The sequence below is a fragment of the Jannaschia seosinensis genome, from assembly GCF_001408515.1.
GTDB lineage: Bacteria > Pseudomonadota > Alphaproteobacteria > Rhodobacterales > Rhodobacteraceae > Jannaschia > Jannaschia seosinensis.
The window spans coordinates 1-13,536 of record NZ_CYPR01000033.1; the positions used below are offsets into that span (position 1 = coordinate 1).

The following is a 13,536-nucleotide window of genomic DNA, read 5'->3' on the forward strand; positions in this document are numbered from 1 at the left end:
CGATCGTCGTCTTCGACGGTGAGGGCCGGCTCGTCGGGACACTGTTGCGCCCGGCCCGCCGCCCCAATGGGGCCGAGAGCGCGGCCCACATCCGCCGGTTGATCCGGCAGATCGCCAGGCATTGGCCCGAGACAGAAATCCTGCTGCGAGCCGACAGCCACTACTGCACCCCGCAGGTTCTGGACCTGTGTGACGGGCTCGGGCTGCGCTATGTCTTTGGTTTGTCAAAGAACGGCCGTCTGGCGCGGAACATCTCGGCTCTGGAAGCGTCGACAGCGGCGCGCTACGCCCGAACGCCGGGCCAGAAGCTGCGCCGGTTCAAAACCTTCTCCTACGCAGCCCGCTCGTGGTCGAAACCCCGCCGCATCATCGCCCGCGTCGAGGTTGGCCCCATGGGTCGGGACGCCCGCTACATCGTCACCAACCTCGAGGGCGGTCGCGGCAAGCATCTTTACGAGAAGCTCTATTCCGCCCGGGGCCAGGCCGAGAACCACATCAAGGCGTGGAAGGCCCACCTCGCAGCAGACCGGACGTCGTGCTCGGAAGCCAACGCCAACCAGATGCGCCTGATGCTGCACGGCTGCGCCTACTGGGTCTGGTGGAAGCTCCGCGCGGCTTGCCCGAAGCGCTCACCGTGGCGCCGCGCCCAGTTCGACACGCTGCGGCTGCATCTCGTCAAACTGGCCGCCACCATCGTCGAAAAGAAGACCCGGATCATCGTGACCCTGCCGGCATCGTGTCCCCGAAAGGGACTTCTCCTCCTTCTCTTCGACGCCCTCGCCCCACCGAAAACAGCCTGACGCATGCGCCCCGACAAACCCCGAAACATCAATCCACACCACCCAAGACCCAAGTCACCGGCCGGCATGCCAACCGGACGCAAACACCGGGTGCGCGCAAGAAAACCGAGACCGGGGAAACCATCCCACGGAGCACAAGTCCGCAGCTTCATGAATTATGCGGGCTAACAGGCTGAAGCTTTTGGCGCTGGCTCTCCTTTTGGTCCTGCTGGCGGCGTATGTCTGTGCAGGAAAGCGGTAGGTGCGTAGCGCGCGCCCTGAAGATTGCGCGATCAGACGACGGCGAGGCCGGAATTTGTGTTCAGGAGGTACTGCGCGAAAATCGGGCCGCCCGCGGCACCGATGGTCCGGGCATTGGCGCCGATCGTCCCGGCTTCGATCCGCGGCGCGATGAGGCCGCGCATGTCCTGGTTCACCAGATAGCGGCCCACGCGCGAGACGAGGTCGTCGCGGATTTCGGGCGGCAGGGCGCCGTCGATCAGGACCGCTTCGAAGTCGATGACGGCGCAGGTCGAGAGGCACGCGCGCGCCAGTTCCTGTGCGATGCGGCCAAGCCAAGGATCGACGTGACGCGTCAGGCCGGACCAGTCCAGCGGCCGCCGGTGGAGGCGCGCCGGGTCGAGATCGGATTCGCGCAGCCGCTTTTCGAGGAGATGGATCGAGGCCGTATCGACGAGCTGCATTCCCTCGCCGTTCGGTCCGACCGTGCGTAGCGAGCCGAGCGCGCCGGCATTGCCCTGCCGTCCCTCGAAGACGGAATGGTTCAGCACGACGCCGCCGCCGAGAAAGGTGCCGACGTAGAAATAGGCGTAGTCGCGGAACTCCTTGCCGCGGCCGTAGACCTGCTCTGCCCGGCAGGCGGCGGTGGCGTCGTTGGTGAGCGAGACGGGCAGCCCGGCGATCGCGGCGATGCGCGCGCGAAGGTCCAGGCCCTGCCACGCGCCGAAGAGGCCGGGTGGCCCCCCCTCGGGGTTTCCGTCGTTCCAGAGCTCGAACGGGGCCGCGATGCCGAGGCCGCAGAGCCGGCCAACCTGCCGGGGTGTCAGCGTCGTGCAGATATCCGCGATGGCGTCGGCGAGGAAGGTCAGCACCGCTTCGGGTTCGGGCGGGTCGCAGGACAGATGCCGTTCCGCCCGAACCCCGCCGGCGAGATCCATCAGCATCAGATCCGCCGAGCGCCGCCCGATACGCAGCCCCCAAGACAGTGCGCCATCGGGTGAAATCCGCATCGGCAGGGACGGTTTGCCCACGCGGCCGCGGAGCGGCTCGCCCCGCTCCAGCAGGCCATCGGTTTCAAGCCGCTTGAGAATGCCCGACACGGTAGGCGGCGACAGATGGGCCAGCCGCGCGAGATCACTCGCCGCGAGCGCGCCATGGCGGTTCAAAAGCGACAGGAGCAGCCGTTCGTTATGGTTGCGGACGCCCTTCTGGCTGAGGCCCGCGCCAAACGGTTGCGCCGCGTGTTCGGGGATGGAGGCGTTCTGCATCGGGCATTCCTGGGCCGCCGGAGAGGGTCAGGATAGCGGGGGGCGATTAATAAGGAAAGATAAGTAACGAATTGACAGGCGCGCTCGCCTGCTGCCACCAATGGGCGGGGCCGAAGGGAGTCGGCGCCGCGGGGCCTAGGGCCCTGACGTGTTTTTTGGGAGGGAAATCATGAAGAAGCTGCTTACCGGCACGGTGCTCGCCGTGGCCGCGACGTCCGGATCCGCTTGGGCCGAGGCCCATACCGACGTCTCGGCCTGCATCGTCACCAAGACCGACACCAACCCGTTCTTCGTCAAGATGCGCGAAGGGGCGGAGGCCGCCGCCGAGGAGCAGGGCATCGCCCTGAACGCCTATGCCGGGCAGATCGACGGTGACCACGAAAGCCAGGTTCAGGCCATCGAGACCTGCATCGCGAACCAGGCATCGGGCATCCTGATCACGGCGTCGGACACCTCGGCGATCGTGGACGCGGTGGATCAGGCGCGCGATGCGGGCCTTCTGGTCATCGCGCTCGACACGCCGCTCAATCCGATCGATGCGGCCGACGCGACCTTCGCCACCGACAATTTCGTCGCGGGCCAGCTGATCGGCGAATGGGCTGCGGCGACGATGGGCGATGCGGCGGCCGACGCCAAGATCGCCATGCTGGATCTCGGCATCAGCCAGCCGACAGTCGGCGTACTGCGTGATCAGGGTTTCCTGACGGGCTTCGGGATTGACGTGGTCGATCCGAACCGCTGGGGCGACGAGACCGACGAACGCATCATCTGCAACGAGGTGACCGCCGGCAACGAAGAGGGCGGGCGCACCGCGATGGAGAACTGCCTCGCCATCGATCCGGACATCAACCTCGTCTACACGATCAACGAACCTGCGGCCGCGGGGGCGTATGAGGCGCTGGTTGCGGTTGGCCGCGAACGCGACGTGATGATCGTCTCGGTCGACGGCGGCTGTCCCGGGGTGCGCAACGTGGCCGACGGCGTGATCGGCGCCACCTCGCAGCAATACCCCCTCGACATGGCGCGGCGCGGCATCGAGGCGATCGCGCAATATGCCGAGGACGGCACGCTGCCGGTGCCGACGGAGGGCAAGAACTTCTTCGATACGGGCGTGGCTCTGGTGACCGACGCCCCGGCCGAGGGGATCGAGTCGATTTCCGTCGAGGAAGGTCTGGAGCTTTGCTGGGGGTGATCGGTCGGACCGATCCCGGTCGGCGTCGCCGGAGGCCGGCCGGAACGACCTGACGGATCGCATCATGCGGGATTCGTGCAAGAGGCGCGGTGGCGGCGGGATGTCGCCACCGCGGCAGACGGGGGAGGGGGCGCAATGACGACCGACAGCGATCATCACGAGACCAGCGTGCGCGAGCGCCGCGCGGAGACGGTCGCCACCTTCGACGAGGGGCCCAAGGGTCCGGTCGCGCGGTTTCAGCATGCGCTGCACGTGACGCCGGCTCTTGTGCCGCTGATCGTCCTGGCCGCCGCTATTGCCGGCTTCACGTGGTGGCTCGGTCCCCGCTTCCTCGAGCAGGTCCCCCTGATCATGCAGCAGGTGCAGATCGTGGGCGTGCTGGCGGCGGCGCAGACGCTCATCATCCTGACGGCGGGGATCGATTTGTCGGTCGGTGCGATCGCGGTCTTCACCTCGGTCGTCATGGGGCAGGCCGTGTTCCGCTACGCCATTCCGGTGGAGGTCGCGGTTGCGGTTGGCCTGTTGGTGGGCACCGGCATCGGCGCTGTTTCCGGCGCACTGGTCAGCCGCCTGAAGCTGCCGCCCTTCATCGTGACGCTTGGCATGTGGCAGATCGTGCTGGCGACGAACTACCTCTATTCGCGCAACGAGACGATCCGGTCGCGCGAGATCCAGGAGGTCGCGCCGATGCTGCAATGGCTCGGCTACAAGCCCAACGAGCAGCTTGTGCAGTGGATCGAGGCGGGCCGCGGCATCGAATGGGGCAGACGGCGGCCGCCGGAGACCGACAGCGCGATACTGGATTTCATCTGGGCGACCAACATCACCTATGGCGTGCTCGGCATGATCGCCCTTGTGGCGGTGCTGGCCTATGCGCTGAGGGCGACGGCTTGGGGGCGGCACGTTTATGCCACGGGCGACGATCCCGAGGCGGCGGAACTGGCCGGGGTGAACGTGACGCGGACGCTGATGAGTGTCTACATGCTCGCCGGCGCGATCTGCGGGCTGGCGGGCTGGATCATGATCGGGCGCTTCGGCTCGGTCTCGCCGTCGGCCTCCACGGGGTTGCAGGGTAACATCCAGGCGATCACCGCGGTGGTGATCGGGGGCGTCTCCCTGTTCGGCGGGCGCGGCTCGATCTGGGGCGCGTTCTTCGGCGCACTGATCGTGGGGGTGTTCGAACTGGGGCTGCGGATGGCGGGAGCGAATGCGCAATGGACCTACCTGCTGATCGGGATCCTGATCATCGGCGCGGTCGCGGTGGATCAGTGGATCCGAAAGGTGGTGGCGTGATGGCGATGCTGGAGGCGAAGGGTCTGACCAAGCGCTACGGCAAGGTGGTGGCGCTGGACCGGTGCGATTTCGAGCTGCGCGCGGGCGAGGTTCTGGCGGTGATTGGCGATAACGGGGCGGGGAAATCAACGCTCATCAAGGCGCTGTCGGGGGCGGTGACACCGGATGCGGGCGAGGTTTTGCTGGAGGGCAGGCGCGTGCGCCTCGCCTCGCCCACCGATGCGCGCGAGCACGGGATCGAAACGGTCTACCAGACCCTCGCCATGTCGCCGGCCCTGTCGATCGCCGACAACATGTTCATGGGGCGGGAACTGCTGAGGGCCGGATGGCAGGGCAAGATTCTGCGGCGTCTCGACAAGCCGCGCATGGCCGCCTTTGCCCGCGACAAGCTGAGCGAGCTGGGTCTGATGACGATCCAGAACATCGACCAGCCTGTCGAGACCCTGTCGGGCGGCCAGCGGCAGGGCGTGGCCGTGGCGCGGGCCGCGGCCTTCGGGTCCAAGGTCATCATCCTCGACGAGCCGACCGCCGCGCTCGGCGTGAAGGAAAGCCGGCGCGTGCTCGACCTGATCCAGGACGTGCGCGCGCGCGGGATCCCGATCATCCTGATCTCGCACAACATGCCCCATGTCTTCGAGGTGGCCGACCGGATCCACGTCCACCGGCTGGGCAAGCGGCTCTGCGTGATCGACCCGAAGGATTACACGATGGCCGATGCCGTATCCTTCATGACCGGTGCGAAGGAGGCGCCGGTGACGGAGACGGCCTGAGCCGCCCGGGCGGGCCGCACCGCGCGATCGGCTGGTGCGCCTATCACCCCCCGACGGAGACGGGGTGCGACGGAACCCTCCTGCGGGCCCGTGCGTCGTGACGGGTAAGGAGGTGCCATGACCGCCAGACCCGCCACGCCCGCCGCCGCGTCCGATCCCGTCCACGGGACGAACGATCCGTTCGATCCGCTCGACCCCGGCACACGCGCCGCCGCCGCCATGCCCGGCCTTTCGCCGGAGGAGGCGCGGATCCTCGATCAGCTCGACAAGCTGGCCTTCAATCTCGACAGTCGCTACCGCGTTCCCGGCACGCGCATCCGCTTCGGGTGGGACTCAATCATCGGGCTGGTGCCCGGCCTCGGCGATACGGTGACGCTGATCCCCGCAGCTTACATCCTGGTGCAGTCGCACAAGCTGGGCACGCCGAACTCGGTCAAGGGACGGATGGTCTTCAATGCCGGGCTCGATTGGGTCGTCGGCTCGATCCCGCTGGTCGGCGATCTCTTCGATGTGGGGCTCAAGGCCAATCGGCGCAACGTCGCGCTGCTGCGCCGGCATCTGGAGAAGCGGGCTGGCGTGACGCGCGTCTGAGCCCTGCGGAACCGCAGCCGGTGAGCGGGCGTTGGACATCCGCACATCCGAAATCGTGAGATCCGTCTTGTCCAGAGAAGAACAGCTTGCAGAGAAGTCGCAGCGGTCGCCGGACCGGCACGACACGGTCAGCGACATCGTGGCCCGGGAACCCGGTCGCGGGCGCGACGCCCCCAAGCCGACAGCCATCCCGTCGAAGGGCTACCGCGACGTCTTCTGGCGCGTTCTGGGCGAGATCGGGTCGGATCACGTGCTGCTTATGGCGGCGGGGGCGGCGTTTTACGGGCTGCTCGCCGTCTTTCCCGCAATCACGGCACTGATGTCGATTGCCGGGCTGCTCTATCAGCCGCAGGAACTTGTGGGCGCGCTCGAAGGTGTGTCCCAGATCGTGCCGCCCGATGTCAGCCAGATCCTTCTCGATCAGGCCGAAGCCGTTGCGGGGTCGCAGGAAAGCGGCCTGACGCTCGGCCTCATCCTTGGTCTCGGCCTCGCGCTTTGGTCCGCCTCGGCGGGGGTGGGCGCGTTGATGGAGGGGATCAACGTCGCCTATGACGAGCGCGACGAGCGCGGCTTCGTCAAAACGAAGGGCCTGACCATCCTGTTCACGATCTTCATGATCATCGGTGTCATCCTTGCCGCGCTCCTGATCATCGGTCTGCCCATCGCGTTGGGGTTCCTTGCCTTTTCGCCCACGATGGAGACCGTCATTCAGGTCGTGGCGTATGTTCCGCTCGCCGTTCTGTTCATTGGCGGCATCGCGGCGTTCTATCGCTGGGGACCGGATCGCGCCACCGCCCGGGCAAAGTGGATCACGCCCGGGGCGTTGGTGGCGGCTGTGCTATGGCTTATCGCGTCAATCGGGTTTTCGTTCTACGTCCAGAATTTCAGCAGCTACAACGAGACGTTCGGCTCGCTCGCGGGCGTGATCGTGCTCCTGATGTGGATGTGGCTCTCTGCGGTCGTGATTCTCGTGGGCGCGGAGATCAACGCCGAGATCGAGGCGCAGACGGCGCGCGACACCACCACCGGCCCGCGCGAGCCGATCGGCAAGCGTGGTGCAGTCAAGGCCGACAACATGGGAAAGGCGCAATGAGCGCCGCGGGGACACGCGATTGAGTTCCGCCGACAGCGCCTTGCCCGAAGTGGAGGTTCCGAAGCTGCGCCAGGAAGGCGCGGTGGTCGAGACCCCCTTGGCCGCCCCGCCGGTCGACCGGCAGCGGCACCCGCTTCTGATCCCGATCAACGGGATTTTCGGAATCCTGCTCGTGCAGGCGCTGATCGTCGCGGCGGAGTTCCTGATCCCGGTGACGACGGCGCTGCTGGGATATTTCATCCTGAACGCGCCGCGGCGGGGCCTTCAGAAGATCGGCGTCCCGCCGCCCGTCACGGCGGCCTTCTTCACCCTGATGCTTGCCGCGATCCTGTTTCTCGGCGGGATGGCACTGGCCGATCCGATCTACTACTTCGTGACCGACATTCCCGACTTGCTGAGCGAGGCGGCCGCCACATTGACCGGGCCGGGCGGCCTTCTGGAGCCGTTCGCGCGCGCGGCCGAAGCCACGGAAGAGACGCTCGAGAACGGCAAGCCCGGCCCCATGGAGGTCGAGGTGGTCGGCGAGGCGGGCTTCGCTTCTTCCATTGCGGCCGTCGCGCCCGGCCTGCTGAGCCAGATCGTCTTTGCGGTCGTGCTGCTGTTCTTCCTCGTCTCGTCAGGAGACATGTTCATCCAGAAGGCGGTGCAAGCCGCCGATCGGTTCGAGGACAAAAAGCGCACGGTCGCCACGATCCGCACCATCGAGGCGCGGCTGGGCAATTATCTCGGGGCGATCACGCTGATCAATGCGGGGCTCGGGGTCGCCATCGGCATCGCGATGTTTTTGTGGGGGCTGCCGTCGCCATGGCTGATCGGGCTGATGGCGACGGTCCTCAATTTCGTGCCGTTCGTCGGGGCGGTGCTCGGTTCGGCCATCGCGGCCGTGATCACTTTCGTATCCTTCTCCGACGGCTGGGCGGCGCTCGGCGTTTTCCTCACCTATTACGCGCTGACGTCGTTCGAGGGGCAGTTCGTCACGCCGACTCTCGTCGGGCAGCGGCTGCGCCTGAATGTGACGGCCGTGTTCCTTGCGGTCGCGTTCTTTGCCTGGATCTGGTCGGTGATGGGGATGGTCGTCGCCGTGCCTTTGCTCATCGTGGTGAAGGTCGTCTGCGACACGATCCCGAAGTTCCGCAAGGTCGGCATGTTCCTCGGTGACGCCGAGGGGTTCGTTCCGCGCAATCAGTGAAGCAGCGCGGGGCCGAGCAGGAGGCCCAGCCCCACCAGGCCAGACGCCGCCCGAAGAATTGGCTTGCCACGGCTGACGACACCCCGTGAGACGAGTGCGAGGCCGAGCGCTGCCAGCACGAACGCGGCCAAGGCGCTCAAGGGAGAGGCCGCGAGGTTCAGCAGCGCAGGCTGCGCCACCATCGCCAGGGGGATGAGGTAGAGCCCGAGGCCCAAGGACATCGCGCTTCCGGCGACGCGCAGCCAGTTCTCGCCCACCATGCCGGCGGCGATGAAGACCGCGCCGCAGACCGGGGGCGTGATCGTGGAGAGCAGCGCGAACCAGAAGACGAAGAGATGCGCGTTGAGTGGCTCCAGCCCCAGCCGGATCAGCGCGGGACCCGCGACCGAGACGCAGATGACGTAGGCCGCCGTGGTCGGCACCTCCATCCCCAGAAGCAGGCAGGCCAGCGCGGTGAGCGCGAGCGCGCCCCATAACGTGCCGCCGCCGCCCGCGAGGATGGCGGAGGTGAGCTTCACCCCAAGCCCGGTGATGCCAAGCACGCCGATCACGATCGAGGCGCACAGGATGATCGCCCCGATCATCGCGATCTGGCGCCCTGCGTTCAGGCAGGCCTCCGCGAGCCGCCCCGGCGCACGTGACGGCGACGCGCCGCGCCCGTCGAAGAACAGCAGGAACCCTCCGGCCGCGATTGCCCAGGCCGCAGCGTATTGCGGCGTGAAGCCGCCCGCGAACATCAGCGTCAGCAGGATCGTGAACGGCACCATGAAGAAGGCGGAGGTGACGATGACGTCGCGCCGTGCGGGCCGGTCCTCGGAGGCTATGCCGCGCAGATCGTGGCGCGCGGAATAGCCGTCGATCCCGACCCAGACCGCCCAGAAATAGAGGATCGCCGGCAGCAGCGCCGCCGCCATCACGCCCGTGTAGGGCACGCCCGTCAACTCGACCATGACAAAGGCGCCCGCGCCCATCAGGGGCGGCATGATCTGCCCTCCCGAGATAGTGCCCCATTGCGTGGTGTAGGAGCGCCGACCTTCGGAGAGGTCCGAAGCTGATCAGGTGGCCACGGTGGGCAATCTGACGTCTGCATTGTCGGTGACGCGCGCGAGGCTTTCAAGCGACATGTACCGCCGGGCGACTGTCCATTCGTCGTTTGTCTCGAGCATCAGAGCGCCGACCAGGCGAACAATGGCTTCGTCGTTTGGAAAGATCCCGATGACATCGGCGCGCCGCTTGATCTCGCGGTTTACTCGCTCGATTGGGTTCGTGGATGCGATCTGGGTCCAATGCTCGCGCGGGAAGTCCATGTAGGCCAGGACGTCGTCGCGGGAGGCGTCCATGAACGCGCCGAGCTTTTCCTGCTTCTCGCGAAGCGCATCCGCGACCACTTCCCACTGGGCTTCGGCCTCGGCCTTTGTCTCCTGCGCGAAGATCGTCTTCAGCATCGCCGCCACCGCCGTACGCTGCTTGGCCGGGGCATGGGCAAGCGCATTGCGCATCCAGTGAACGCGGCAGCGCTGGTGGGTCGCGTCGAACACCCGACGCGCAGCCGCCCGCAGCCCCTTGTGATCGTCGGCAACGACCAGCTTCACGCCCCGCAGGCCGCGATCGGCCAGCGAGCGGAGAAAGCCGGTCCAGAACGTCTCGGCCTCGGAAGGGCCGGTGGCCACGCCCGGCACCTCACGTTTGCCGTCCTCGTTCACCGCAATGGCCACTATCGCGGCGCGGCTGACAATGCGCCCGCCGTCACGCACCTTCAGGTACGTGGCATCGAGCCAAAGGTAGGGCCACTCGCCCTCCAGCGGCCGCGACAGGAACGCGTTCACCCGCTCATCGATCTCACCGCAGAGCCGGCTGACCTGGCTCTTCGACATGCCGCCAGCGCCCATGGCCTTCACCAGGTCGTCCACCGAGCGCGTCGAGATGCCTTGCACGTAAGCCTCCTGGATCACAGCCACGAGTGCTTTTTCGGCTGTCCGACGCGGTTCAAGAAAGCTCGGCAAGTAGCTTCCCTTCCTCAGCTTCGGGATCTCCAGCGATATCCGTCCGGCGCGGGTGTCCCAGTCCCGCTCGCGGTATCCATTTCGCTGAACCTCACGCGACGGCGAACGCACGCCCTTTGCTACGCCAGTTCTGGTCTCAATCTCCGCTTCCATGATCCGCCTGGCCGCGAAAGCCAGCATCTCGCGCACGAGATCGCCATCGGCCTCCTTTTCAACCAGCTCAAGCAGCGCCATTCTGTCGTCGGTCATCGTCGTCTCCGTTCTTGGTTTCGAGTCTCGCAACCCGAACCTTCTCGAAGATCGACGGTGACCACCAGCGTCACACCCGGCCGCGCGCTACGCTACGCCAAGGGCTTCGCCCGCGGCCTCCTACACCAACCGCTGGGACACTATCTTCTCATCCCTCCCACCTGTCTGCAGGCAGGGAATCACAGATCAAGCCAACAGGGAATCCTGAATCGGGAAAGTCGCAACACGCTCTAGCCTGTGCGACATCATTCGGTTCCGGATCATGATGATCGCGGCGGGGTATGAAGACGGCAATGACGCGACCGCCCTGCGGTACGATCCCAGCTTCAGGATCGCGCTGGAGCGTGGCCCGGAAACAGGGCCGGTCTTGTGTTCGCAGCCGACGATCTCGCGCATGGAAAACCTGCCAGACGCCCGCGCCCTTATCCGCATGGGCCGCGAGATGATCGTAAGCGGTGGCTGCGGCCCACGTTGTCGGGCATCGGCATGATTGCGAGATCTACCCATCTCAAGATGGGGAGTGCGTTTCGCAATGTGTGCTATGAATTCGTTTCTCAGATCGCTGGGTGTGGAGGTCCATGCGTCAGGGCATCGACGGTGGCCGGATGATGTAAAGGCGCAGGTTGTCGCGGAGACGTTGGCGCCGGGCGCGACCGTGAACTCCGTGGCCGAGCGGTATGGGGTTAAGCCGAACCAGTTGTCCGCCTGGCGGGGCTTGGCGAAGAAGGGCAAGTTGGTCCTGCCTGCGGCCATCGACGCCTCCGCGGGGGCTGGTGAGCTCCCTGTCTTCGCGCCCCTTGTCCTGCGTGAGCCGGAGGAGCCAGTGGAGCGGGAGGCTTCGCCGCAGTCGGGCGACCTGCTTCGCATTGCCGTCGGCGTTGTCAGGATCGAGCTCCCCGCCGGCACGCCTGCAAGGCGGGTTGCCGAGATCGTTCATGCGCTCGGAGCTGAGGCATGATGATGCCGTCCCACACCGTCCGCATCCTGGTCGCGACACAGCCGGTCGACTTCAGGAAAGGACACGACGGGTTGGCGGCATTGGTGCAATCGGTGCTGAAGGACGATCCGTTCACCGGCACCGTCTTTGTGTTCCGGGCCAAGCGAGCCGACAGGCTGAAGATCCTGTTCTGGGACGGGAGCGGTCTGGTGATGGCATACAAACGCCTGGAGGAGACCGCCTTCATCTGGCCCGCGATCCGGGATGGCGTGATGACGTTGAACCGGGCGCAGTTCGAGGCGCTGTTTGCCGGGTTGGACTGGCGAAAGGTCAGGTCGCTGGAAGTGCGCCGACCGGCTACGGCAGAGTGATGTAGCGAGCGAATTGACGTGCAATTCCAGCCTCTTCCGGGTATGTTCGGAGCATGCCTGCCGCCGTAGAAATAGACCTGTCGGCCATTCCCGAGGACCAGCGTGAAGCTGTCGCCGCGCTGCTGCGTGAGCGGGGTGAGCTCAAGAATGAAGCGGCAAGCCTCAAGGACGAAACGGCCATCCTCAGGAGCGAGACGGCGGGTCTCAAGGACATCATCAAGCGCCTCGAGCATCTGGTGGCCGAGCTCAACCACCTCGTCCATGGCAAGCGATCCGAGAAGCTCAGCGAAGATGAACGGCAGCTGGCCTTCGAGGATCTCGAGACGGCCGTCGCCGAAGCCAATGCGCAAAAGGAGACGCAGGCTCCTTCGGACGGCACGTCCCGTCGCACGGCGTCTTCGGCCAAGCGCAACCGCGGCAACCTGCCCGAGGACCTGCCCCGCATCGAACAGGTGGTCGAGCCCGACAGCCTCGCGTGCCCGTGCGGCTGCGGGCAGATGCACAAGATCCGCGAGGATCGCGCCGAACGCCTCGACATCGTGCCCGCGCAGCTGCGCGTGCTTGTCACCGTCCGTCCCAAATACGCCTGCCGCGCCTGCACCAACGGCGTGCGTCAGGCCCCGGCACCCGCCGCCCTGATCGAGAGCGGCCTGCCGACCGAGGGGCTCATCGCCCATATCCTGGTCAGCAAATACGCGGATCACCTTCCACTATATCGCCAGAGCCAGATCCTCGGCCGCTCGGGCATCGACATCCATCGCAGCACGTTGGCTGACTGGGTCGGCGTCGCGGCATTCCACCTGCGGCCGGTGGTGGCTTGCCTGGCAGAGCACCTGAAGACGTCGACCAAGCTGTTCATGGACGAGACCACCGCACCCGTCCTCGACCCGGGGCGCGGCCGGACCAAGACCGGCTTCCTTTGGGCACTGGCCCGGGATGATCGAGCGTGGGACGGCGACGATCCACCCGGCGTGGTCTACTTCTACGCCCCCGGCCGGGGCGGGGAGAACGCGGAGAAGTTCCTGACCGGCTTCGACGGCATCCTGCAGATCGACGGATACACAGGCTACAACCGCCTGACGCGCCCCTCCCGCAAAGGCGGTGAGCCGATCCGCGTGGCGTATTGCTGGGCGCACGCCCGGCGCAAGCTGAAGGAAGTGTTCGATCGCGACGGCTCCGAGATCGCGGCCGAAGGCCTGCGCCGCATTGCCGAGTTCTACAAGGTCGAGGCTGAGATCCGCGGCATGAGACCCGGTCAGCGGCTCTCGGCTCGGCAGACACGAACGGCGCCGCTTGTCGCCGCCTTTGGCGAATGGCTGCAAGAGCAGCGCCTGCGTGTCTCCGCCAAATCGCGTCTCGGCGAGAAGCTCGCCTACATCCACTACCACTGGGACGGACTGCAGACCTTCCTTCGGGATGGGCGCGTCGAGATCGACTCCAACGGCGTCGAAAACCTCATCCGCCCGATCGCTCTGAACAGGAAAAACGCGCTCTTCGCCGGGCACGACGAAGGTGGGAAGGCTTGGGGGCGCATCGCGTCTCTCATCGAGACCGCGAAGAT

Annotated in this window: 13 protein-coding genes and 1 pseudogene; 11 read left to right on the forward strand and 3 right to left on the reverse strand. The window is 66.3% G+C overall.

Going from position 1 to position 13,536, the window contains the following annotated elements:
• Positions 1 to 800: IS1380 family transposase (locus JSE7799_RS02780; protein WP_144431529.1), on the forward strand; the 800-nt coding region annotated here is incomplete at its 5' end.
• Between the two features lie 272 nt (positions 801 to 1,072).
• Here JSE7799_RS02780 and JSE7799_RS02785 read toward each other — a convergent pair.
• The gene (locus JSE7799_RS02785; RefSeq protein WP_055662243.1) at positions 1,073 to 2,287 is read right to left on the reverse strand and encodes an ROK family transcriptional regulator; all 1,215 of its coding nucleotides are present in this window, start codon (positions 2,285 to 2,287) and stop codon (positions 1,073 to 1,075) included.
• A gap of 169 nt (positions 2,288 to 2,456) precedes the next feature.
• Between JSE7799_RS02785 and JSE7799_RS02790 the strand changes: the two genes are divergently transcribed.
• The 6 genes from JSE7799_RS02790 to JSE7799_RS02815 all read left to right on the forward strand — a co-directional run bounded on the left by JSE7799_RS02790 (position 2,457) and on the right by JSE7799_RS02815 (position 8,415).
• Positions 2,457 to 3,479, forward strand: coding sequence for a sugar ABC transporter substrate-binding protein (locus JSE7799_RS02790; RefSeq protein ID WP_055662244.1), 1,023 nt, complete (start codon positions 2,457 to 2,459; stop codon positions 3,477 to 3,479).
• A 135-nt stretch (positions 3,480 to 3,614) separates the two neighbouring features.
• Positions 3,615 to 4,772 (forward strand): ABC transporter permease, encoded by a 1,158-nt coding sequence (locus JSE7799_RS02795; protein ID WP_055662245.1) that lies wholly within the window; start codon positions 3,615 to 3,617, stop codon positions 4,770 to 4,772.
• Positions 4,772 to 5,542, forward strand: a complete 771-nt coding sequence (locus JSE7799_RS02800) for an ATP-binding cassette domain-containing protein (RefSeq protein WP_055662246.1) — start codon at positions 4,772 to 4,774, stop codon at positions 5,540 to 5,542. Before JSE7799_RS02795 ends, JSE7799_RS02800 begins: the two co-directional genes overlap by 1 nt.
• 117 nt (positions 5,543 to 5,659) lie before the next feature.
• Positions 5,660 to 6,133, forward strand: coding sequence for a DUF4112 domain-containing protein (locus JSE7799_RS02805; RefSeq protein ID WP_245624777.1), 474 nt, complete (start codon positions 5,660 to 5,662; stop codon positions 6,131 to 6,133).
• A gap of 67 nt (positions 6,134 to 6,200) precedes the next feature.
• Entirely contained in the window at positions 6,201 to 7,226 is a 1,026-nt protein-coding gene (locus tag JSE7799_RS02810; RefSeq protein WP_245624778.1) for a YihY/virulence factor BrkB family protein, read from the forward strand.
• 19 nt (positions 7,227 to 7,245) lie between these two features.
• Positions 7,246 to 8,415: an AI-2E family transporter gene (locus tag JSE7799_RS02815; RefSeq protein ID WP_186201823.1), complete on the forward strand. Its 1,170-nt coding sequence runs from the start codon at positions 7,246 to 7,248 to the stop codon at positions 8,413 to 8,415.
• On the opposite strand, the gene JSE7799_RS02820 is transcribed toward JSE7799_RS02815, so the two are convergent.
• Both JSE7799_RS02820 and JSE7799_RS02825 read right to left on the reverse strand, forming a co-directional pair.
• Positions 8,409 to 9,398: a TRAP transporter large permease subunit gene (locus tag JSE7799_RS02820; RefSeq protein ID WP_055662247.1), complete on the reverse strand. Its 990-nt coding sequence runs from the start codon at positions 9,396 to 9,398 to the stop codon at positions 8,409 to 8,411. The two genes, JSE7799_RS02815 and JSE7799_RS02820, sit on opposite strands and share 7 nt — an antisense overlap.
• Before the next feature lie 72 nt (positions 9,399 to 9,470).
• Complete coding sequence (locus tag JSE7799_RS02825; protein WP_055662248.1) at positions 9,471 to 10,667, reverse strand: IS256 family transposase; 1,197 nt, start codon at positions 10,665 to 10,667, stop codon at positions 9,471 to 9,473.
• A gap of 232 nt (positions 10,668 to 10,899) precedes the next feature.
• Between JSE7799_RS02825 and JSE7799_RS02830 the strand changes: the two are divergent.
• The 4 genes and pseudogenes from JSE7799_RS02830 to tnpC all read left to right on the forward strand — a co-directional run.
• A pseudogene (locus JSE7799_RS02830) lies at positions 10,900 to 11,115 on the forward strand (transposase); the annotation flags it as partial.
• A gap of 93 nt (positions 11,116 to 11,208) precedes the next feature.
• Positions 11,209 to 11,625: an IS66-like element accessory protein TnpA gene (gene tnpA, locus JSE7799_RS02835; RefSeq protein ID WP_222101693.1), complete on the forward strand. Its 417-nt coding sequence runs from the start codon at positions 11,209 to 11,211 to the stop codon at positions 11,623 to 11,625.
• A complete protein-coding gene (gene tnpB, locus JSE7799_RS02840; RefSeq protein ID WP_055662251.1) occupies positions 11,622 to 11,975 on the forward strand; it encodes an IS66 family insertion sequence element accessory protein TnpB in 354 nt (117 codons plus the stop codon). The genes tnpA and tnpB overlap by 4 nt, the downstream gene beginning before the upstream one ends.
• A 53-nt stretch (positions 11,976 to 12,028) precedes the next feature.
• A partial coding sequence (gene tnpC, locus JSE7799_RS02845) for an IS66 family transposase (RefSeq protein WP_055662252.1) occupies positions 12,029 to 13,536 on the forward strand: 1,508 nt, incomplete at its 3' end.